This is a genomic window from Pseudomonas sp. PARCl1, assembly GCF_947311875.1.
GTDB classification, from domain to species: domain Bacteria; phylum Pseudomonadota; class Gammaproteobacteria; order Pseudomonadales; family Pseudomonadaceae; genus Aquipseudomonas; species Aquipseudomonas juntendi.
In genome coordinates this window covers 39,987-61,203 of the sequence record NZ_CAMZMX010000006.1, presented here as the reverse complement: position 1 = coordinate 61,203, position 21,217 = coordinate 39,987, and the positions used below count along the sequence as shown (strand labels likewise).

The window sequence follows — 21,217 nt, the reverse complement described above, 5'->3', positions numbered from 1 at the left end:
CGGGCCTATCGCCGGCAAGCCGGCTCCCACAGCAATGAGTGCTCCCTCAGGCCTGTATCTGTGGGAGCCGGCTTGCCGGCGATAGGGCCGCAACAGAGAAATGCTTCAGTCTGCAGGCAACAGCTGCAACCCCAGGTACAAGCTCAGCATGCCTTCCATCCGCAGCGGGTCGACCTCGCCCAACTCGGCAATGCGCTCCAGCCGGTAGCGCAGGCTGTTGCGATGAATGCCCAAGGCATCGGCACAGGCCTGGCTCTGGCCGTCATGGGCACACCATGCCCGCAGGGTGGTCAGCAGCTGGCCGCTGCTGTCCTTGACGCGTATGCGCTGCAACGGTTCCAGCAGTTCATCCAGTGCGTCATCATTGCGGTGGCGCCACAGCAGTGCCGGCAGCCGGTAGCGCTGCAGGCTGAGTAGGCGTTCGCCAGGCAATACCTCACGGCCATAAGCCAGCAAGTCACGCACCCGACGGTAACCCCGGCGCAACTGCTCCAGGCTCTGCGCGGCGCTGCCCAGGGCTAGCCGTTCCACTTCCCAGCCATGCCGTTGCAGGCGTTCCAGCAGGCGCGGCTCATCCAGCGCGGCACCCGCCGGGCGGCACCACAGCAACGACTGCCGCGCCGGGCTGACACACCAGCTGTCGGGGTAACGGCTGGTCAACCACGCTGCCAGTGCCTCGGCGGCCGGCCCCGAGGCCAGTTCGAACAAGCACGGCACACGCGGCAGCTGTGGCTTCAGGCCCAGTTGCCGGGCTTCGTCGAGCAACCGCGGGGAATCACCGCTGCCGCCAAGCAGCAACGCCAGCAGGTCGTCACAGCGCTGCCGCCGCCACTGCTGGTCGGCCTGCAAATGGCGCTGGGCCAGCAGCATTTCGGCGGTCATGCGCACCAGTTCACCGTAGGTCCGCACGTGCTGCGGGTCGCCGGTCAGGCCCAGCACGCCCATCAACCTGCCGTCGAGCATCAACGGCAGGTTGACCCCAGGCTGCACGCCCTTCAGGCATTTGGCCGCGTCAGTGTCCAATTCGACGATCCGGCCGTTGGCAAGTACCAACTGGGCGCCTTCATGGCGGGTGTTGATGCGTTCCGGCTCGCCGCTGCCCAGGATCAACCCCTGGCTGTCCATGACATTGACGTTGCACGGCAGAATGGCCATCGCCCGGTCAACGATATCCTGTGCCAGGTCATGGTCGAGTTCGAACATTGCACGGTCCTTAGGGTGTTAGGCTTTTGGGCTCGGGCACAGCAGCCCGCGCCCGGCACTGTGCAAAAGCACAAAGACAGGCACGCCGCAGTCCCCGAGACTCGTCAGGGCGAGCGCCGGCACAGGCGACGCGGCGATAACCATAACAACAGAGAATCCGATCATGGCACACAGCCCAGCCCCTGACCAAGGCACGGACACCACCCGCAACGCGCTGTACCGGCGCGTCACCCTGCGGCTGATTCCGTTCATTTTCATCTGCTACCTGTTCAATTACCTGGACCGCGTCAACGTCGGCTTTGCCAAGCTGCAGATGCTCGACGCGCTGAAGTTCAGCGAAACCGTGTACGGCCTTGGCGCCGGCATCTTCTTCATCGGCTATGTATTGTGCGGCCTGCCCAGCAACCTGGCGCTCAACCGCTTCGGCCCTCGGCGCTGGATCGCGCTGATGATGATCGCCTGGGGCAGTTTGTCCACTTGTCTGCTGTTCGTCACCACCCCGACCGAGTTCTATACCTTGCGCCTGCTCACTGGGGCGGCCGAAGCCGGCTTCTTCCCGGGTGTGGTGTTGTACCTTTCGCGCTGGTTCCCGGCAGCCAGACGCGGGCGCATCATGGCCCTGTTCATGTCGGCTATCCCGGTTTCGGGCCTGCTGGGCGGGCCGTTCTCCGGCTGGATCCTCGAACACTTCGCCGCCGGCCAGCATGGCCTGGCCGGCTGGCAATGGATGTTCCTGATCCAGGGCCTGCCCACCGTGGCCCTGGGCATTCTGGCAGTGTTCCTGCTCAGTGACGGTTACCAGAAGGCTGCCTGGTTGAGCGCGGGCGAACGCCAGCTGATCGCCGCAGACCTGGCGGCCGACGCTGCCAGCAAGCCCGCCACTACCGGCGACAGTGTACTGGCGGTACTGACCAACCCGCTGATCTGGACCTTTGGTTTCGTTTATTTCTGTATCCAGAGCGGTGTCTACGCCATCAACTTCTGGTTGCCGTCGATCATCAAGGGCATGGGCTTCGACAACCCGCTGCTGATCGGCTGGCTGAGCGCCATTCCGTATCTGCTGGCCGGGGTGTTCATGATTCTGTGCGGCCGCTCGGCCGACTTGCGCAACGAACGCCGCTGGCATCTGGTGGTGCCGATGCTCATGGGCGCCATGGGCTTGCTGATCGCAGTCAACTTCGCCGCCAACCCGGCCATTGCCATCCTTGGCCTGTCCATCGCCACCATGGGCGCGCTCACCGGTCTGCCGATGTTCTGGCCGATGCCCACGGCGCTGCTCAGCGCCAGTGCCGCCGTGGCCGGCCTGGCGATCATCAACTCGGTCGGCCAGATGGCCGGCTTCCTCAGCCCGTACCTGGTGGGGTTCATCAAAGACCAGACCGGGTCCACCGATGCCGCCCTGTATTCGTTGGCGGCACTGATCGTGCTCGGTAGCCTGGTGGCGCTGCGCGTGACCAGGGCCGGTGCACTGAGTGCTGCCCGGGCCAATTGAGTCCAGCGGCGAGCCAGCCCGCTGCTAGACCACGCCAGCATAGTGATGCAACGGGGGTGTTCTAGTGGCAGCGGGCGTGGCCCGTTACCACCGGAACACCGGTCGTCAGCTCAACGCACCCCCTTCCCACCTCAGGCGTCAAATGGTTCCAAAGGCCCCTTTGGAGAACCCTCATGACCCAGTACGCCGTGGCCCGCCTGGCACAACTCGACGAGGACCGCCCGTTGCGCGTTCAGGCCGGCAGCGAAGAGATCATCCTCGTTCGCCAAGGCCAGCAGGGTAGATGACCAGCCCCTGGCTGCCGTCGAGCCGCCCAGGCACAGCGATGCCCGCTGCTTTGTGGTGGTGGGTGCCGGGGCCGCGGGCAGCGCTGCGGTGGCCGCCCTGCTCAGGCAAGGTTTTGCCGGCCGGCTGGTGTGGATAGACCAGGAGCGTCAGCCCGCCTATGACCGGACCTCGCTGAGCAAATTCGTGATCGCCGGGCAGATGCCCCCCGACGAAGTACCCGCCTTGCTCGACGCCGATGCCTTGCGCCAAGGCCAACTGAAGCGCAAGCATGGCAAGGTGCGCAGCGTTGACAGCCAGCACCGCCAAATCACTTTGGCTGACGGCCAGTCGATCGCGTATGACGCTTGCCTGCTTGCCACCGGCGGTAAGCCCGTGCGCCCGCAACTGGCCGGTATCGATCTGCCTGGGGTGTTCACCCTGCGTTCCCGCGACGATGCTGAGCGCGTGCTCGATGCGGCCGAGCCCGGCCAGCCGGTGGTCATTGTGGGCGACGGCTTCATCGGCCTGGAGGCCGCTTCGGCCCTGCAGGCGTACGGCGCGCGGGTGCACGTGGTAGCCCGCCACGAGATCCCCCTGGCTCGACAGCTGGGTGAACGCATTGGCCGTTGCCTGCGCACGCTGCATGAGGCTCAAGGGGTGACTTTTCACGGCCCCACCGAGGTCAAGCTGATCGAAGGCCAGGGGCAGGTCGAGGCCGTGGTACTGGCCAACGGCGAGCGCCTGCAAACAGCCTTGGTCGTGCTGGGAACCGGCGTCAGCCCCGCGACGGCGTTTCTGCACGGGGTGCCCCTGGGGGAAGATAAATCGGTGAGGGTCGACGCCGACATGCGTGCTGCCCCCGGCCTGTGGGCGGCAGGGGACATCGCCACATTCCCGCTTGCCGGGCGCCCGGTGCGCATCGAGCACTGGCGCCTGGCGCAGCAACAGGGGGTGATCGCAGCGGCCAACATGCTCGGCGAGCAACGCCGCTACGCCGACGTGCCGTTCTTCTGGACCTACCAGCACGGGGTTACCTTCGAGGTGCTGGGGCACGCACAGGACTGGAACCGCATCGAGTTCGTCGGCGAGCCGGAAACAGGTGACTTCATCGCCCTGCAGTGTGTGAACGAGCAGGTCGAGGCAGTGATTGCCAGGGGGTATTCCGACGCCATGGCGGCGCTGTCGCAGCGTATGAAACAGCCGTTGACCCTGCAACAGGCCCTGACGCTGATCGGCTGAAGGGGCTTGGGTAGGCCCGCCCTCCGATCACAGGCTCAGGACAGCACCTTTATTACCAGCAGATGCACTGGATAAAACAGATAGCCCCAGCGCCCCACTGCCGGCACCCGCCAATCATCATGGCGCAACAGCGCTGAGCCAAGCGCAAGCGCCGAGGCCGCGCTCAGCAGTGTGAGCAGGGTGATCGGTGCCAGCAAATGCGCCTGCAACCAGCTATTGGTCAGGTTGCCGCCCATGGCCAGCAGGCAAGGTAACACCCAGGCCGCGCCGCCCTGCCGGCGCGCCATCAGGCAGGCGCCTGGCAGCAATACCCCGGGCACCCCATACATCAACTGCCCACTGAACAAAAAACCTGCCAGCCCAGCCGCCAAACCCAGCAAACGCAGCGACAGCAACGGGTAATGCACACCCCAGGCCACCAGCAACCCCAATACCAGCGTCGGCATCACGTTCAATGTCTGCGAGCCGCCGTCCAGCCAGCGATATGCAGGTTCCGACAGCACCGCGAACAGCAGCATCAGCCCCAGGTAGCGCACATTGCCCATGCTATTGAAAGCCGCTGCCCTGGCCCGCTGCACATTCACTGCAATGGCCAGGCAAAACAACGGGAACGCCAGCCTGCCCACCACGAACAGGCCATCGGCTGTGGGCCATAGAAAGCGCAGGTGATCGGCGACCATGGTCGCCATGGCGGTCCATTTGACCAGGTCCAGCCCCGCCGAGCGCAACGCTCAGCGCTCGCGTTCGACAGGGCTGACGCCCAGGTAGCGCTCGGTCCACAGGGCCAACGGCAGCGGTGGTTGCTGCTCCAAGACACGCCGCCAGATCAACACCAGGTCGCGCCTGTTGAACATCGACCCGGGCCCGGTTTGGAAAGCCGCTGGCACATCGACCACCCACTGCCCCTGGCGGTCCCGGTGGGCCATGCGGAAACGGAAGCTGTAGTTGCCCGGGATACCCATGCGCAAGTCCGTGACCACCAGCACGTCGCCGACCTGGTCGTAACGCAACCAGTCATCGGTGAACCAGCGCAAACGCTGATACAGCTCATCGGTGGCCAACACCTGCGCCAACTCCGTATTGCGCGGCAAGCGCTGCATTTCTGGCGCCTGCCGGTCGAAGACGCTGCTGATGCCTTCCAAGTAGTCACCCCCGGGGATTTTCGCCAACACTCGCCAGACCAGGCTGTTGAAGGCAATGGGTACGGCCCGCAGTTCAGTGGTGACGATACCTTGCTGGTCCAGTGCGGCCTGGAAGCGCTGCTCGGCGGCCATGCGCCCGGCAAGGCCGAAACCAAGGTACGCCGTGCTGAACACCAGTGCCAGGGTCAGCAGCCGCGTGGCCCTGGCAGTCACTCCGCGCACGGCCGCGTAGATAACGGCGGCCACCAGGGGCAAGGTATACACCGGGTCGATGATGAACACCGCAGCCCAGCTTTGCGGTGTGACTGGCAGAGGCCAGAACAACTGGGTGCCATAGACCGTGAAGGCATCGAGCACTGGGTGGGTGATCAGCACCAGCCAGAACGCCAGGAACAGCCTGTTCAAGGTATAGCCTTTGTCGGGCCAGCACTTGTTGACCAGCCAGGCCAGCAGCAAGGCCAGCCCGGTGAGCACGAACAGCGAGTGGGAGAAGCCGCGGTGGTAAGTCATCTGCGACACCGGGTCGGCGTAGCGGATGATCACGTCGAGGTCCGGCAGCGTGCCCAACGCCGCGCCATACAACAGCGCGCGGCGGCCTTGCAGGCGGCCCAGCACGGCACCCTGCAGGGCGGCGCCGAGTACAGCTTGGGTAATCGAGTCCAAGGGAGCATTCCTCGCAGGTGGTGACGGGGAAACTACCCTCAACCAGGGCCGCTAGGCAATTCCCCGCCTTGTTGCCAGATGCAACCCCGCAAGACCAGGCGGTTCAGCCGAGGTCACCGCCCCCCACCGGCAGGGTCACCCCGGTGATGTATGACGCTTCATCGCTGGCCAGGAACAGAATTGCCCCGACCTGCTCGTCGATGCTGCCGTAGCGGTGCATCAGGCTGCTGTCGAGGGTCTGGTCGACAATTTGCTGGTACCAGCGCCTCTCCTGCTCGGTTTGCTCGGCGGTGTTGCGCGGTACCCGCCGCGGCGGCGCTTCGGTGCCACCGGGCGCGGTGGCGTTGACGCGGATGCCACGGCCAGCGGTTTCGAAGGCCAGGCAAGCAGTCAGCGCATTGACCCCACCCTTGGCCGCACCATACGGCACCCGGTTCACGCCCCGCGTGGCGACCGACGAGACATTGACAATGACCCCACTGCCGCATTCGAGCATGTACGGCAGTGCGGCGTGGCAGCACCACAGGGTGGGAAACAGCGAGCGGCGCACTTCGGCTTCTATCTCTTCGGCCGCGTAGTGCTCGAAAGGCTTGGCCCAAATGGTACCGCCCACATTGTTGACCAGTATGTCGAGGCGGCTGAACGTTGCTACTGCGCTGGCCATGACCCGGACGCAGTCGGCGTGCCGTTCAAGGTCGGCGGTCAGGGTCAGCACCCCCTCGCCGGCCAGTTCGTGGACCAGTTCGGAGCGGTCTACCGCCACCAATTGCGCACCCTCGGCCTTGAGCCGCCAACACACGCCACGACCGATGCCTTGGGCGGCGCCGGTGACCAGGGCGACCTTGCCTTGGAATCTGTTGTTCATGTTCAAATCTCCGCTTCCCCGCGGTCCCCGTAGGAGCGGGTATACCCGCGAATGCGTCCGACAAGGCAACGTTGCTGTACCTGCTGGCCTCTTCGCGGGTAAACCCGCTCCTACAGGCACTGCACAGTGTTCAGAACCTGTGGCGGACCTGTGGGAGCGGGCGAGCCCGCGAAAAAGCCAACGCTGATGGATCAGGTTACTGACCGGCCTGGGCCGCTGCATCACGCGAGGCTTGCAGCCACTGGTCAAACTGCTGACGGTGGGCGGCAACCCATTCACCTGCTGGTGCAACTGGCCCTTGGCAACCAGGGCGTGGCGCTGGGCTGGCACCACCTGGTGGCACAACTGGTGGCCCAGGGGCTGCTGGTGCGCCCGGTGCAAGAGGAGTTGGTGCTCAAGGACACCTTCCACTTCCTGGCCTTCAACGAAGATAAGGAAAATGAGCCCAGTTGCCTGCGCTTGCGCGACTGGTTGCTCGAAGAGTTCCAGCCGTTGCTGGATTCACTGGGCAGCAGCTGCCGCTGTTTCGCAGGCGCGCAACGGCCGGCACTGCCCACCCGCTCACTGCGGTAACAGCTTGCAACCAGTCCAGCCCACCATTGAGGCACTTTCCTCACACGCACGCCCCGGCATCTGTTAAAAAGCCCACATGCCCACCCTTTTCCTCTCCCACCTACGCCGCCGCTGGCTGACCTGGTTGTGTGCCACCTTGCTGGTGATCGGCCTGCCCAGCAGTTGCGCGGTGCTTCAGCACAAAGAGCGCGAACTGGTGTTCCGCATCGAACCTGGGCAGGCCAGCTGGTTCCGTGGCCTGCCCAGCGGTGTGCAGGAGCTTGACCTGCGGCCCCGCAGTTTCGCTGCCAATCAGAGCCTGCACGCCTGGTGGTGGCCGGCCAGGCGCGCCAATGCCCCGGCCATCCTCTACCTGCATGGGGTGCGCTGGAACCTGACCGGGCAGTTGTTCCGCATCGAGCAGTTGCATGCCATGGGCTACTCGGTGCTGGCCGTGGACTACCGCGGCTTTGGCCAGAGCCGCGGCGGGCTGCCCTCCGAGGCCACTGTCTATGAAGACGCGCGCATCGCCTGGGAGCGCTTCGCTCAGTTGCAACCCGACGCAGGCAAACGGCTGATCTTCGGCCATTCGCTGGGCGGTGCGGTGGCCGTGGAACTGGCCCGCGCGCTGGCAGCCGAAGCACGCCAGGGCGGTGCCGCGGCCCCGGCGCGTGGGTTGATACTGGAATCGACATTCACCTCGTTGGGCGATGTCGCCGCTGAGGTAGCCAATACGTCACTGCCGGTGCGTTGGTTGCTGTCGCAGAAGTTCGACTCGCTGGGCAAGATCCAGGATATCGGCTTGCCCGTGCTGCTGGTGCACGGGCTGGATGACCGCTTCGTGCCAGCGCGTTTCAGCCAGCAGCTGTACGAGGCGGCCCGGCAGCCCAAAACCCTGCTGCTGGTACCGGGTGCCAGCCACAACAACAGCATGAGCCTGGCCGGGCCGCGTTATCGGCAAGCGATCCAGGCGCTGCTCTGAAAGCGTTACTGGCCGCTCCTACCAGGGCCAATACAACAGCCAAAGTCACTGTACGGGCAGGAAGTTCATCAGCAGCAAGCTCTGTGCATAGTTCAATCCGATCCGCCGATACCGCTCGTCCAGCAACTCTGCCAGCAAATCCAGGCGCGCCACGATCTTCCCGAACTCCACGGCGAAACTCAGGTTGCTGCCCTCTTCGGAAATCTCGTTGGAAAACAGCAGCAACACGCCATTGGCATCTTGCCGCTGGCTCAACATCCAGGTGGCCTTTTCGATATTGCGCGCGGCGTTGTTGATGAACAGCGGGTCGATCGTGTCGGTCATGTAGAACTCGGTGCGCCCGCCGTGAGCGGTGATCAGCATGCTGCCGATGGCATAGATGAAGGCGCCGACGCGGTCACCGCGAAACTCCGGGCTCAACGCGTAACTCAAGGCTGCCAGGTCGCGACGGTTGCCCAGCTGCGCCAGCGGCTGGCGGTGTTCGATGGCCTTGCGGATCTGCCGCTCGGCAGTGGCGGCGTCGACGTACCCCGACAGCTTCAACTGGTTGGGGTTGCGCAGGTACAGCTTGTTCATCAGCAGGTAGAGGCTTTGCAGGTTGTCGCGCATCGACAACGTGGCCAGGCGGTCGACACTGGTCTGGAACAGTTCGCTGGGCTTGCCGTCGGCAAACTGGTCGAGCATGTCGCGGCCCTGTTCCTGGGTGCAGGCACACAGGCAGGTGAGCACGCCTGCCAGCAGCACGCGGGGAATCAGATGAGGGTAGCTTGCAACCATCGGCACCGGGTCGATATTCGGCGGCCGCATCGGGGATTGATGTGGCCTGGCCAAGCATAGAGCGCGGAAATGGCAAAAAGTGCAGTGTAAAGGCCGCCGCAGGCCCGGTGCCGTACCCTCACATGGCGTGGCGCAGCTTCTCCACCATCTGCGCGTGCAGCGCCGGGTCGCCACAGGCCACTACACAGCCGCCGTGCTGCGCCGAACTGCCATCCCAGGCGCTGATCACCCCACCCGCCCCTTCGATGATCGGCATCAGCGCCTGTACGTCATAGGGTTGCAAGCTGGCCTCCACGATCACATCGACGAACCCCGACGCCAGCATGCAGTAGGCATAGCAATCGCCGCCGTAGCGCATCAGCCGCGCCTGCCCGGCTACCGCCTCGAACGCGGCCTTGCGCTCGGCTGTGTCGAACATGTCGGGGGTGGTGCACATCAGCGTGGCCGTAGCCAGGTCGGCGCAGGCGCGGGTACGCAAGGGTGTAGCGTTGCGCCAGGCACCCTCGGGCGTGCCAATGAAACGCTCGCCGGTAAAGGGCTGGTTCATCACCCCCAGTACCGGGCGGGTACCGTCGTTCAGCGCAATCAACGTTCCCCACAATGGCAGGCCAGTGATGAAGGCACGGGTGCCGTCGATGGGGTCGAGCACCCAGGTCAGCGGGCTGCTGCCCACCGCCACCCCGGCCTCTTCGCCAAGAATGCCGTGGTCCGGGTAACGCGCCTGGATCAACGCGCGCATCGCATCCTCGGCCGCCTTGTCGGCCACCGTCACCGGGTCGTACAGGCGCCCCCCCTTGTCCTCGACGTCCAGGCTGGCACGAAAGTACGGCTTGATGGCCAGTGCAGCGGCGTCGGCCAGTTGCTCGGCGAATGTACGCAACTCACCAATCTGTGGGGCACTCAGGAACATTGGGAACAGGCCTCGTGACAGTTATGAAGATCGGCATGATACCTGACAACCTGTATTGCACCAGCCGCGTGCGCAACGAGCCTGGCCGATGCTGCTTCATCCATGAATGCCAGGGAGTTGCAGGGGCTTTAAAGTTAATGCATCTGGTAATGATTCGTAGTAGCCTTAATTCTTTTCGTCCCCCTTCTCTAGCGCCCTACTTCAGGATCGTCCAGTCGATGCGTCGCATGTTCGTTTCGCTTTGTGTACTTCATGCTGTCTCCCCAATGGCCCTCGCCGAGCCCGAACCGCTCAGCGACCCGGCCCAGATCGAACTTCAGGCCCTGAGCATCACTGGCACAGCCGACAGCGAACGGGCTGATGGCCCAGTGCTCGGCTACAAGGCCAACCGTTCCGCCAGTGCCACCCGCACCGACACCGCGCTGCACGAAACACCGCAGTCGGTCAGCGTGGTGCCCAAGGCGGTGCTGCAAGACACCGGTGCCACGCGCCTGCAAGACGGCCTGGACTATGCCGGTGGCGTCGGCCGGGCCAACAACTTCGGTGGCCAGGGCCTTACCACCTTCACCGTGCGCGGCTTTACCACCGGCGAGTTCTACCGTAACGGTTTCCCGATCAACCGTGGCTACCCCAACGCACCAGACGCCAATACCGTCGAGCGGCTGGAGGTGATCCGCGGCCCGGCCAGCAGCCTGTACGGCCGTGGCGACCCCGGCGGCACCTTCAACGTGGTCAGCAAGCAGCCGCTACCAGAACCCAAAGTCACCCTGGGCAGCCAGTTCGACGACCAGGGCATGCACCGCGCTACCCTCGACGCCGCCGGCCCGCTGAACCAGGACGGCTCGCTGGCCTACCGCCTGAACCTGCTTGGCGAGGGCGGCGACAGTTTCCGTGATGATGTGCAAAGCGAGCGTTATGACGTGGCGCCAGTGCTCAGCTGGCAGGTAAACGACACGACCAAGGTTGTGTTCGAAGGCGACTTCATGCGCAACAACCACCCGCTGGACCGCGGCCTGACCCGCTACGCCACCCAGCGTGGCAGCGCCTCGCGCGACACCTATATCTGGGAAAAAGGCAGCGATAACCTGCTGCACAACGACAACAACATGGCGCAGGTGCGTTTCGAGCACCTGCTCAATGACAACTGGACGCTGGCGGGCGGGTTCCAGTTCCTCGATGGCTCGCTCAAGGGCAATGCGGTCGAAGCCAACGGCGCGCCGCTGGATGGGCGAACGCTGGAGCGTAACTTCAACTACCGCAAGCTGGAGTGGACCGATCGCGACTGGCAGCTGAACCTGACCGGCTACTTCGACACCGGCGGCTTCAGCCACACCTTGCTGACAGGGGTGGAGTACGAGAACTATGACTACAACTCGATCATCCAGCGGTCCTCTGCGGTGGCGGGCACCTACCCCATCGACATCTACGACCCGGTGCTTGGCCAGCCACGGCCGGCGCTGACCCGGACCACGACCTGGGACAAGGAAAACCTGCAGACCTGGGCCTTCTTCATCCAGGACCAGGTGGCCCTGACCGAGCGATTGAAGGCTTTGGCAGGGGTACGCTTCGAGCGCTTCGAGCATGACTACGACAACAAGCTGGACAATGCCGGTGATTTCAGCAAAGGCGAAAACGGTGCTACGCCCCGGATTGGCCTGGTCTATGACCTCACCGACACGGTCGCCGTCTACGCCAACACCGCGCGCTCTTTCAAACCCAACACGGGAACCCCGGCCAGCGGCGGGGGCTTCGACCCGGAAAAGGGCAAGTCCTACGAACTGGGCGTGAAATGGGAAGCGCTCGACCGCCAGCTGAGTGTCGACGCAGCGGTCTACCACATCGTCAAGGAAAACGTGTTGACCCGCGACCCGGTGGACCCGAACTACAGCGTGGCGGCCGGCGAAGTGCGCAGCCGGGGCCTGGATATCAACGTTGCTGGCAATGTCACCCCCGAGTGGCGCGTCATTGGCGGCTACGCCTATGTGGATGCCGAAGTGACCAAGGACAACCGCCTGCCAACCGGCACGCGACTGGCCAATATCCCGCGCAACAGTTTCAGCCTGCTCAACACCTATGAGTTCCAGGACGGTGTCGCCAAGGGGCTTGGCTTGGGGCTTGGGGTGAAATACGTGGATGACCGCAACGGCCAGACCGAGGCGACCACCTACACCATGGAGCAATACACGGTGGTTGATCTGCTGACCTTCTACCAGGTCAACGACCATATACGCCTGAACCTGGATGTGAAGAACCTGTTCAACAAGGCGTATGACGAAGGCGCATTCAACCTGTATGCCTACCCGGGTGCGCCACGTACGGTACAGGCTGGCGTCGCGTACACCTTCTGAACGGCTGGGGCTGCATAAGCAGCCCTACCTGTCAGAAACCTTTGCTGTAGAACAGCGAATACGACTCGATGCCGTCGTTGGGCTGCTTGATCCCGGCGTTGGAATAATGGATCGCACGCAGCCCGACCTTCTGCTCCCCTGGCAGTTTCAGGCCTAGGCCGATACGGTCCTCGAAGTTGAACGAAGAACCCAGGCGCTGGTCGCCTACATCGGTCTTGGAGAACGCAGCCAGGCCGATGCCCGCTTCGATGTACGGGGTGTAGGTGAAACCGCTGAATTCATAGGTGAACACCGGGCTGAACGACAGCGAATGGGCGCCACTGGCGTCGCCGCCCTCCCAGTAGGTGTAGCCGGCGTCCCAGTAACCGCTGACATAGCCGATGTCGCTTTGCAGCCACTTCTTGTCCCAGTCGAACGACATACCAATGCGGTAGGTCATGTCGCCCTGGCTGGTAACGCCCACGGCGCCGGACACCTGCGCGGCCTGGGCCGTGCCAGCGCCGGCAAGTGCCAGCGCGGCAACGGCCAGCGATGCTGCGAGACGGGTTTTCATCTACGACTCTCCTGATGGTCTACACGGCAAGCGGGGGCTGTAGCCCCTCGATTGATTGGCGACCGGTTCATCCGGACCGGTCACACGAGGTAATACTTTTCTGATTATTGTCCGATAATCAGAAAGTTGGAAGTAAATTGCCATTATTGCTCATACACCGTTGCGGTGTGAGGCGCTACCACACCGCGAGCGCCGTACAGACGTGCGGGCTAGACGTAGATTAGTAGTTTTAAATCATTTGTTTACGTTCTTTTCTTCAAGCAGTTTCACGAACATGCTCAAGCTGCGTGATACCGTGCCACGGCGCCACACCAGCCAGGTTTTCAGGTAGCGGAAGTCTTCCGACATGGGCCAGGCACTGACCGTGCTGCAGCCCGGCATGTTGTCGAGCATGCTGCGCGGCAGCATGGCCAGGCCGGCCCCGGCACTGACGCAGGCGAGCATGCCGTGGTACGACTCCATTTCATGGATCTTGCCGGGAACCGCCTGGTCCTGGACGAACCAGTTTTCGAAGTGATGCCGGTACGAACAGTTGGCCCGGAACGCGTAGATGTTTTCGCCGTTGACGTCCTGGGCGCGGGTCACCGGGGCATGATTGAGCGGTGCGATGACCATCATCTCTTCCTCGAACACCGGTATGCCCTCCAGCGTGGGGTGCAACACCGGGCCATCGACGAACGCAGCCACCAGGCGGCCAGACAACACCCCCTCGAGCATGGTCCCTGAAGGGCCGGTGGACAGGTCCAGGTCCACCTTGGGGTAGCGCTGGTTGTAGGCCGCCAGCAAGGCCGGGATGCGCACGGCTGCGGTGCTTTCCAGCGAGCCCAGGGCGAAGGTGCCTTGCGGGTCTTCACCGGCCACGGTCAGGCGGGCCTCGTGCACCAGGTCGAGAATGCGCCGGGTGTATTCCAGGAAGTTCCAACCCGCGGGTGACAGGCGCAAGCGGCTTTTCTCGCGGATGAACAGTTCCACACCCAGGTCTTCTTCCAGCTGCTTGATGCGCGTGGTGAGGTTGGAAGGCACCCGATGGATATGCTGCGCGGCAGCGCTGATGCTGCCCTGCTCTGCCACGGCCTTGAAGATCTCCAGTTGCACCAGGTCCACAGCCTTTCTCCAAACGTGAATGTTTCGCTCATTATTATTCAGTTTTCATTAAAGCCATAGCCCACTAGTCTGGCTCCACTGTTCAATCACGACGAGAGTGCCCTGCCATGAGTGCGATCAGCAGCCTGACCCACGCCATCTCCCTCGACCCGTACACCGGCGAGCAGATCGGCGCCTACCCGTTCGACACCGACGCCGCACTGGAAGCGGCGCTGCAGCGTGCCAAGGCCGGCTACCGCCAGTGGCGCCAAGTGTCGCTGGGTCAGCGCAGCGAGTACCTGCTCGCCTTGGCCAGCACCCTTGAAGCCAAGGCCGAGGCCTTCGCGCAGATGATCAGCCGTGAAATCGGCAAGCCCATCGCCCAGGCCCGCGGCGAAGTCGCCAAGTGCGTTGGCCTGTGCCGCTGGTATGCCGAGCATGGCCCCGCGATGCTGGCCGCCGAGCCTACCCAGGTCGAAAAGGCCCGCATCGAATACCGCCCGCTGGGCCCGATCCTGGCGGTGATGCCTTGGAACTTCCCGGTCTGGCAGGTACTGCGCGGCGCCGTGCCGGCGATCCTGGCCGGCAATACCTACGTGCTCAAGCACGCGCCGAACGTAATGGGCAGCGCCTACCTGCTGGGCGAACTGTTCAAGGATGCCGGCCTGCCGCAAGGCATTTTCGAAGTGTTGAACGTGACCCCGGAGGGTGTCACCCGCGCCATCAACGACCCGCGCATTGCCGCGGTGACCCTGACCGGTAGCGTGCGTGCCGGCATGGCGATCGGTGCCCAGGCCGGTGCCGCACTGAAAAAATGCGTGCTCGAACTCGGCGGTTCCGACCCGTTCATCGTCCTGGCTGACGCCGACCTGGACGCCGCCGTCCAGGCTGCCGTCATCGGTCGCTACCAGAACACCGGCCAGGTCTGCGCAGCGGCCAAGCGCATGATCGTGGAAGCAAGCATTGCCGACGCGTTCACCCGCAAGTTCGTAGAGGCAACCCGGCAGCTGAACATGGGCAACCCGCTGCAGGACGACACCTACATCGGCCCCATGGCCCGCTACGACCTGCGCGACGAGCTGGATGGCCAGGTACAGGCGACGCTGGCCGAGGGTGCCACCCTGCTGCTGGGCGGCCACAAGGTCGAAGGCGTTGCCAACTTCTATGCCCCGACCGTGTTCGCCAATGTGACCCCGGACATGACAGCATTCAAGCAAGAGCTGTTCGGCCCGGTGGCGGCGATCATCACGGCCCGTGACGCCGAGCATGCCGTGGAGCTGGCCAACGACAGCGAGTTCGGCCTGGCGGCGACCATCTACACCGCCGATTATGCGCTGGCCGAGCGCATGACTGCCGCGTTGGATACCGGTGGCGTGTTCATCAATGGTTACTGCGCATCCGACCCCCGCGTGGCGTTCGGCGGCGTGAAGAAAAGCGGCTTCGGGCGCGAGCTGTCGCACTTTGGTGTGCGGGAGTTCACCAATGCCCAGACCGTGTGGCTGGACCGGAACTGAGCCCAGTCAGGCGGGGGCTGCGTTGCAGCCCCTGCCAACCTCAATCGCGCACCTGGTCCTTGACCCAGTCCAGCATCCCCCCCGGCACGATCAGCTCATGCCGCGCCCGTGAACAGGCGGTATACAAACCTGCCAGCAGGCGCGCCCGTTCATTGCGGTTACCGGCCACCTGCGGCGTGACCATCAGCTCGGGCGACACCATCACCCGGGCAAACTCCATGTTCTTCACATCCCTTACCCGCCCGAGGAACAGCTTTGGCGCCTTGGTCCAGCGGTAACGGCTCTTGGCCTGGGCAAAGTGCTGCGGGGTGTAGCCCTTGCGCAGCAGGTTGGCCACCGCGACGAATGCCTTGTCCTCACCCTTGTCCTGCTCCAGCGCCTGCCAGCTGGCATAGCGGAACAGCATCGGGTGACGAGGCCGGGTGCCATGGCGGTACAGCTCGATGCAATCCTCCACGAACAGTTCGAAGTCCTTGCGCGCGCTCTGCAGCAGCACGAACGGCACGCCCTGGTGCGTCAGGCGCTGGAACCAGCCGAACAGCCCCCACTCGTCATCGACGATCAACGCGGTGGGCTGTTCCGGCACCGTGACCGCATCGAAGAAGCTGACCCGGGTGTAGTGCTCGGCGCTCCCACTGAAGGCCGCCTGGATCGATGCCGGGTGCGCCTGTATCAGCGGGTTGAGCACGTTGTCCATCGCCGGCCCTGCGCGCAGCGAGTGGTCGATGCAGCGCTGGCGGATGAAGCTGCCATGGTGCGCACTGAGGCCGTTCAGGTTCTGCAGTTCGTCACCGAGGGCGATGACCGCTTGCGGGCTGCGGTCAAGTACGGCAAGCATCGGTGCCGACAACTCGTGCGCCTCGTCGACGATGACGTGGGTGTAGCCGCTGTCAATCACCAGGCCGGTCAGCGCCAGCAGCTTGACCCGATGGTAGTCGCGTACCGGCAACTGGATTTCCCGCGCTGACGGGCGAATCAGCTCCTGCCAGTACAGCCGTGCCTTTTCCAGCAACACTTCCTGGTCCAGTGGCGATGTGCCCGGCCCGGCCCAGGGCACATGGTGCAACTGCACCTGCGCGTCGGCACTGTGGCAAAACGCCCGCACCGCGCGGATGCACAAGGCGACCACATCGCGCGCGGCAAGCGGGCCAATGTCGGGTATGGCCAGCCAGCGCACCACCTGCGCCTCTTGCGGGCGCCACGAGCGCTTGGTGCGGTAAGGGTCGCGCAGGCGCCAGCCGTTGCTGGTGAGGTCGCGGTTCAACAGCTCGTCGGCCAACTGACCGAAGGTCAGCGCGGTGTAGGCAGCGGCATCCTTGACCCGCGCCCGCAGCGCACGCAACTGGCCCTCGGTCAAGGCCAGCAACAAGGTGCGCTGCGGCTCCAGCAACCGGGCGAACTGGTGGATCAGAAAGGTCTTGCCGGTACCGGCAAAGCCCTGCACGGCGACCGATTCGTCGATACCCCCCAGAAATTCACGCAACAGCCGGTTCTGCTGGTCGCTGAGCATCAGGTCGCTGGCCAGCGCCGGCAGGTGCACGGGGTGCAGCGGCGTGGCGCGCTGGCGATAGCGGTCGGCGAACTGGAAATTCCACTGCCCCTCGCCGTCCTGCAGTTCATCTGCGCTGTACGCCACTTCGCCACTGAGCAGCGCAATGCCGTTTTCGCCCAGCATGCCCAGGCCCATGGCGAAGGCTTCACGGTCGAAGTGCTGCGCCACCTGCCCCTGGAAGCGCCCAGGCGCGGCACGTTCAACGTCGTTGGCGATCCGCACGATCTCGGCAAAGCGGCGTTCCTGAGCATCGGCCGAGGCAGTCGCCGGTTGGCGAGGCAGGTTTTGCACGAACAACACCGCAGCGGCCTGGAGCAGGCTGGCGCTGCTGAAGAAGTCGGTGAGGGGAACACTGGCGAGGCTGTCAGCCTGGTCACTGGGCAAAGGCAGGTAGAACATCGGCACCTCGGGTCGAAACAGGCTGGCACGATAGCAATTTTCGGCGCCGGCTGCTGGACTTGCGGGCCGGCGGTTCAGCGCTTGACGCGCTTGAGTGTCTCGCTCGGAAATTCCTTGAACAATTGCCGGTAACTCTCTGAAAACCTTCCCAAATGCCAGAACGACCAACGCATCGCCACTTCTGCCACGGTCACGCCACCGCCCCGCAACAGATCGCGCCGCGCCCCGTTGAGCCGGCGCAACCGCAACCAGTGCGCGGGCGGCATGCCGGTGTAGGCCTTGAAGGCCTGCTGCAACTGGCGCAGCGACACGCCCGCCACCGCCGCCAGTTCCACCAGGTTCAAGGTTTCTTCCGGGCAGTCAGCCGCCCACTCGCTGACCCGGTGCATGATCGCCCGCTCCTCGTCCCGCCGGCCCATGGCCATGCCCTGCAAGCGCTGGCAGGCATTGTCGAGGATGAACAGGCAGTCCTCCAGCAACTGCTCCGCCAACGCCTGCCCCTGCAACGGGCACCCAGCCTCGCCCAGGCGGGTCAGGGTGGCACTGAGCCAACTGCCGAACAACGCATTCTGGCCACTGCCCAGCGGCACCATGAACAAACCGTCGAGCCTGCGAGGGTCCAGGCCGTGGCTGGCGAGAAACGCCTGGTCGAACACGACGGCCACTTCCTGGTAATTCTCTGGCGTGATCCAGATGTTGCGGCTCTGTTCATTGAGCAGGTAAAGGCTGTTCTCGCTCTGGTCGAAGCAGAACGCCAGTGACCCGCTCGGCGCCCGGAAGAACTGCTCTACCCGGGTGTTGAGGCGTTCTTCGTAGACCTGCACGCCGTCAAGCCCCAGGCAGCGCAACTGACCGCTGAAATGGCCCGGCGACATCTGCCGGTACTGCTGCTGCCAACCGGGGGTGATGCGAACCTGCTCGGACACATCCGAAGTGTGGAAAGCTTGGACCTGCAAGGCGTTGGGCGTTGTCACGCTTTGTCCTGGATGCACTCTTTTGGTGCATTGAATGCCGAAGAAAGTGGATAGATGGCGGTGTGGCGCCGAGCTCAAGATAGCCTCCAGCGTGTCACCTGGGAAGCGCGACGCCCTTGACGCTGTGCAACGGCTCTGGCGGGTGCAGCGGCTCCCACATAAAAAACCCAACCAAGAGGTCTGTATGAACGCCCCTTTCGATCAGCTCTCCACCTGGCTGAAAGAACACCGGATCACCGAAGTAGAATGCGTGATCAGCGACCTGACCGGCATCGCCCGCGGCAAGATCGCACCGACCGCCAAGTTTCTTCACGAACGTGGCATGCGCTTGCCCGAGAGCGTGCTGCTGCAAACGGTCACCGGCGACTACGTTGACGACGATATCTATTACAACCTGCTCGATGCGGCTGACATCGACATGGTCTGCCGCCCCGACCCGAGCGCTGTGTACCAGATCCCGTGGGCCATCGAACCTACCGCGATCGTGATCCACGATACCTTCGACAAGCAAGGCAACCCCATCGAGCTGTCGCCGCGCAACGTGTTGAAGAAAGTGCTGAAGCTTTACGCTGACAAGGGCTGGCAACCCATTGTCGCGCCAGAGATGGAGTTCTACCTGACCAAGCGCTGCGAAGACCCGGACCTGCCGCTGCAAGTGCCACTGGGGCGTTCCGGCCGGGCCGAAAGCGGCCGGCAGTCGTTCTCGATCGATGCCGCCAACGAATTCGACCCGCTGTTCGAGGACGTGTATGACTGGTGTGAAATTCAGGGCCTGGACCTGGACACGCTGATCCACGAAGACGGCCCGGCGCAGATGGAGATCAACTTCCGCCACGGCGACGCGCTGGACCTGGCCGACCAGATCACCGTGTTCAAGCGCACCATGCGTGAGGCTGCGCTCAAGCACAACGTGGCTGCGACGTTCATGGCCAAGCCGATCACCGACGAGCCGGGCAGTGCCATGCACCTGCACCAGAGCGTGGTCGACATCGCCACCGGCAAGCCGATCTTCGCCAACGACGACGGCAGCATGAGCCCGTTGTTCCTGCACCACATTGGTGGGTTGCAGAAGTACATCCCCAAGCTGCTGCCGATGTTCGCCCCCAACGTCAATTCGTTCCGCCGCTTCCTGCCGGACACCTCGGCACCGGTCAACGTCGAGTGGGGTGAAGAAAACCGCACCGCCGGTTTGCGCGTCCCCACCTCCAGCCCGGAAGCGATGCGCGTGGAAAACCGCCTGCCCGGCGCGGATGCCAACCCTTACCTGGCGATCGCTGCCAGCCTGCTCTGCGGCTACCTGGGCATGGTCGAGCAGATCGACCCGAGCGCCCCGGTGCAGGGCCGCGCCTACGAGCGGCGCAACCTGCGCCTGCCCATCACCATCGAAGATGCGCTGCAGCACATGGAAGACTGCGAGACCGTGCAGCAGTACCTGGGCAAGCAGTTCGTGCAGGGCTATGTGGCGGTCAAACGGGCCGAGCACGAGAACTACAAGCGCGTGATCAGCTCGTGGGAGCGCGAGTTCCTGATGCTGAGCGTCTGAGCCGCCCTGGGGGCTGTGCAGCCCCCACCACACCTGAACTCGTAGAACAAAACCAACGAGGTGTTCCCATGCGTCATCTGCAAGCCCTGATCCCCGCGGCATTCACCCTGCTGTTCGCCACCACCAGCCACGCCACACCCACTGTGAGCGTGTACAACTGGACCGACTACATCGGTGACACCACCCTGGCCGACTTCCAGGCCAGCAGCGGCATAAAGGTGGTTTATGACGTGTTCGACTCCAACGAAACCCTCGAAGGCAAGCTGCTGGCGGGGCGCACCGGCTACGACGTGGTAGTGCCCTCCAACCATTTTCTGGCCCGCCAGGCCCAGGCCGGTGCATTCTTGCCGCTGGACCGCAGCAAACTGCCGAACTGGAAGCACCTGGACCCCAAGCTGCTCAAGCAGCTTGAGCAGAACGACCCCGGCAACCAGTATGCGGTGCCCTACCTGTGGGGCACCAATGGCATCGGCTATAACGTGGAAAAGGTCAAGGCTGCATTGGGCGTAGACCGCATCGATTCCTGGGCGGTGCTGTTCGAGCCCGAGAACCTGAAAAAGCTCAAGCAGTGCGGCGTGGCCTTCATGGACTCGCCCGATGAACTGTTCCCCGCCGTGCTCAACTACCTGGGCATGGACCCGCGTAGCGAAAAGCCGGCCGACTACGCCAAGGCCGAGGCGCGCTTGCTCGAGCTGCGCCCGTACATCACCTATTTCCACTCATCCAAGTATGTTTCCGACCTTGCCAACGGGAATATCTGCGTGGCGTTCGGTTATTCCGGTGACGTGTTCCAGGCGGCCAACCGCGCCGTGGAAGCGAAGAACGGCGTGAAGGTCGCCTACAGCATTCCCAAGGAAGGCAGCAACCTGTGGTTCGACCTGTTGGCCATTCCGAAGGATGCGAACAACCCGGAGCAGGCGCTGGCCTTCATCAACTACCTGCTCGACCCCAAGGTGATCGCCAAGGTCAGCGCCACGGTCGGCTATGCCAACGCCAACCCGGACGCCAAGGCCTACATGGATGCCGCGCTGGTGGACAACCCCGAGATCTACCCCCCGCAGGAGGTACTGGACAAGCTGTACATTTCCAGTACCCCCAGCCCGAAGATCATGCGCGTCATGACCCGCTCCTGGAGCAAGATCAAGTCCAACCGCTGAGC

Annotated in this window: 17 protein-coding genes and 1 pseudogene; 8 read left to right on the top strand and 10 right to left on the bottom strand. The window is 63.9% G+C overall.

Translation table 11 applies throughout. The features are described from left to right. Nucleotides 1-105: 105 nt before the first annotated feature. Nucleotides 106-1,203: a sugar diacid recognition domain-containing protein gene (locus tag QME24_RS05320; RefSeq protein ID WP_054904716.1), complete on the bottom strand. Its 1,098-nt coding sequence runs from the start codon at nt 1,201-1,203 to the stop codon at nt 106-108. A gap of 163 nt (nt 1,204-1,366) precedes the next feature. Here QME24_RS05320 and QME24_RS05315 point away from each other — a divergent pair, with 163 nt between their 5' ends. Together QME24_RS05315 and QME24_RS05310 are read left to right on the top strand one after the other, a co-directional pair. Then, nucleotides 1,367-2,695: an MFS transporter gene (locus QME24_RS05315; protein WP_029886214.1), complete on the top strand. Its 1,329-nt coding sequence runs from the start codon at nt 1,367-1,369 to the stop codon at nt 2,693-2,695. A gap of 173 nt (nt 2,696-2,868) precedes the next feature. Beyond that, nucleotides 2,869-4,201: pseudogene (locus tag QME24_RS05310) on the top strand (NAD(P)/FAD-dependent oxidoreductase). Nucleotides 4,202-4,236: 35 nt separating this feature from the next. Here QME24_RS05310 and QME24_RS05305 read toward each other — a convergent pair. The 3 genes from QME24_RS05305 to QME24_RS05295 form a co-directional block, all read right to left on the bottom strand. Beyond that, the gene (locus QME24_RS05305; protein WP_280091700.1) at nt 4,237-4,929 is read right to left on the bottom strand and encodes a TraX family protein; all 693 of its coding nucleotides are present in this window, start codon (nt 4,927-4,929) and stop codon (nt 4,237-4,239) included. Between the two features lie 3 nt (nt 4,930-4,932). Then, nucleotides 4,933-6,006, bottom strand: a complete 1,074-nt coding sequence (locus tag QME24_RS05300) for a metal-dependent hydrolase (RefSeq protein WP_280091701.1) — start codon at nt 6,004-6,006, stop codon at nt 4,933-4,935. A gap of 103 nt (nt 6,007-6,109) precedes the next feature. Continuing rightward, nucleotides 6,110-6,871 (bottom strand): 1,6-dihydroxycyclohexa-2,4-diene-1-carboxylate dehydrogenase, encoded by a 762-nt coding sequence (locus tag QME24_RS05295; RefSeq protein ID WP_054904720.1) that lies wholly within the window; start codon nt 6,869-6,871, stop codon nt 6,110-6,112. Nucleotides 6,872-7,057: 186 nt separating this feature from the next. Here QME24_RS05295 and QME24_RS05290 point away from each other — a divergent pair, with 186 nt between their 5' ends. After that, entirely contained in the window at nt 7,058-7,444 is a 387-nt protein-coding gene (locus QME24_RS05290; RefSeq protein ID WP_054904721.1) for a hypothetical protein, read from the top strand. Nucleotides 7,445-7,520: 76 nt separating this feature from the next. After that, nucleotides 7,521-8,405: an alpha/beta hydrolase gene (locus QME24_RS05285; RefSeq protein ID WP_054904722.1), complete on the top strand. Its 885-nt coding sequence runs from the start codon at nt 7,521-7,523 to the stop codon at nt 8,403-8,405. A gap of 45 nt (nt 8,406-8,450) precedes the next feature. Here the strand turns inward: QME24_RS05285 and QME24_RS05280 are convergent, their stop codons facing one another. Together QME24_RS05280 and hisN are read right to left on the bottom strand one after the other, a co-directional pair. Next, complete coding sequence (locus tag QME24_RS05280; RefSeq protein ID WP_029885445.1) at nt 8,451-9,182, bottom strand: hypothetical protein; 732 nt, start codon at nt 9,180-9,182, stop codon at nt 8,451-8,453. A 118-nt stretch (nt 9,183-9,300) separates the two neighbouring features. Beyond that, a complete protein-coding gene (hisN, locus tag QME24_RS05275; RefSeq protein ID WP_280091702.1) occupies nt 9,301-10,092 on the bottom strand; it encodes a histidinol-phosphatase in 792 nt (263 codons plus the stop codon). 218 nt (nt 10,093-10,310) lie between these two features. Between hisN and QME24_RS05270 the strand changes: the two genes are divergently transcribed. Next, a complete protein-coding gene (locus QME24_RS05270; protein ID WP_054904723.1) occupies nt 10,311-12,440 on the top strand; it encodes a TonB-dependent siderophore receptor in 2,130 nt (709 codons plus the stop codon). A gap of 31 nt (nt 12,441-12,471) precedes the next feature. Here the strand turns inward: QME24_RS05270 and QME24_RS05265 are convergent, their stop codons facing one another. Together QME24_RS05265 and QME24_RS05260 are read right to left on the bottom strand one after the other, a co-directional pair. Continuing rightward, complete coding sequence (locus QME24_RS05265) at nt 12,472-12,993, bottom strand: acyloxyacyl hydrolase (RefSeq protein WP_009682761.1); 522 nt, start codon at nt 12,991-12,993, stop codon at nt 12,472-12,474. A 234-nt stretch (nt 12,994-13,227) separates the two neighbouring features. Further along, nucleotides 13,228-14,097, bottom strand: coding sequence for a LysR family transcriptional regulator (locus QME24_RS05260; protein WP_054904724.1), 870 nt, complete (start codon nt 14,095-14,097; stop codon nt 13,228-13,230). A 107-nt stretch (nt 14,098-14,204) separates the two neighbouring features. Here QME24_RS05260 and QME24_RS05255 point away from each other — a divergent pair, with 107 nt between their 5' ends. Next, complete coding sequence (locus tag QME24_RS05255; RefSeq protein ID WP_173889075.1) at nt 14,205-15,590, top strand: aldehyde dehydrogenase family protein; 1,386 nt, start codon at nt 14,205-14,207, stop codon at nt 15,588-15,590. Nucleotides 15,591-15,630: 40 nt separating this feature from the next. Here the strand turns inward: QME24_RS05255 and QME24_RS05250 are convergent, their stop codons facing one another. Both QME24_RS05250 and QME24_RS05245 read right to left on the bottom strand, forming a co-directional pair. Further along, nucleotides 15,631-17,541: an AAA family ATPase gene (locus QME24_RS05250; RefSeq protein WP_232892319.1), complete on the bottom strand. Its 1,911-nt coding sequence runs from the start codon at nt 17,539-17,541 to the stop codon at nt 15,631-15,633. A gap of 74 nt (nt 17,542-17,615) precedes the next feature. Beyond that, on the bottom strand, nt 17,616-18,515 hold the full coding sequence (locus QME24_RS05245) for a helix-turn-helix domain-containing protein (RefSeq protein ID WP_029885441.1): 900 nt from the start codon (nt 18,513-18,515) through the stop codon (nt 17,616-17,618). Between the two features lie 184 nt (nt 18,516-18,699). On the opposite strand from QME24_RS05245, the gene QME24_RS05240 reads away from it, so the two are divergent. Both QME24_RS05240 and QME24_RS05235 read left to right on the top strand, forming a co-directional pair. After that, nucleotides 18,700-20,058, top strand: a complete 1,359-nt coding sequence (locus QME24_RS05240) for a glutamine synthetase family protein (RefSeq protein ID WP_009682756.1) — start codon at nt 18,700-18,702, stop codon at nt 20,056-20,058. Nucleotides 20,059-20,126: 68 nt separating this feature from the next. Next, nucleotides 20,127-21,215, top strand: coding sequence for a polyamine ABC transporter substrate-binding protein (locus QME24_RS05235; protein ID WP_029885440.1), 1,089 nt, complete (start codon nt 20,127-20,129; stop codon nt 21,213-21,215). Nucleotides 21,216-21,217: the final 2 nt, after the last annotated feature.

Coding starts and splice junctions, on each gene's coding strand:
- QME24_RS05265 (WP_009682761.1), bottom strand. CDS start 12,993: ATGAAAACCCGTCTCGCAGCATCGCTGGCCGTTGCCGCGCTGGCACTT.
- QME24_RS05270 (WP_054904723.1), top strand. CDS start 10,311: ATGCGTCGCATGTTCGTTTCGCTTTGTGTACTTCATGCTGTCTCCCCA.
- QME24_RS05280 (WP_029885445.1), bottom strand. CDS start 9,182: ATGGTTGCAAGCTACCCTCATCTGATTCCCCGCGTGCTGCTGGCAGGC.
- QME24_RS05250 (WP_232892319.1), bottom strand. CDS start 17,541: ATGTTCTACCTGCCTTTGCCCAGTGACCAGGCTGACAGCCTCGCCAGT.
- QME24_RS05240 (WP_009682756.1), top strand. CDS start 18,700: ATGAACGCCCCTTTCGATCAGCTCTCCACCTGGCTGAAAGAACACCGG.
- QME24_RS05255 (WP_173889075.1), top strand. CDS start 14,205: ATGAGTGCGATCAGCAGCCTGACCCACGCCATCTCCCTCGACCCGTAC.
- QME24_RS05320 (WP_054904716.1), bottom strand. CDS start 1,203: ATGTTCGAACTCGACCATGACCTGGCACAGGATATCGTTGACCGGGCG.
- QME24_RS05235 (WP_029885440.1), top strand. CDS start 20,127: ATGCGTCATCTGCAAGCCCTGATCCCCGCGGCATTCACCCTGCTGTTC.
- QME24_RS05295 (WP_054904720.1), bottom strand. CDS start 6,871: ATGAACAACAGATTCCAAGGCAAGGTCGCCCTGGTCACCGGCGCCGCC.
- QME24_RS05290 (WP_054904721.1), top strand. CDS start 7,058: ATGGATCAGGTTACTGACCGGCCTGGGCCGCTGCATCACGCGAGGCTT.
- QME24_RS05315 (WP_029886214.1), top strand. CDS start 1,367: ATGGCACACAGCCCAGCCCCTGACCAAGGCACGGACACCACCCGCAAC.
- hisN (WP_280091702.1), bottom strand. CDS start 10,092: ATGTTCCTGAGTGCCCCACAGATTGGTGAGTTGCGTACATTCGCCGAG.
- QME24_RS05285 (WP_054904722.1), top strand. CDS start 7,521: ATGCCCACCCTTTTCCTCTCCCACCTACGCCGCCGCTGGCTGACCTGG.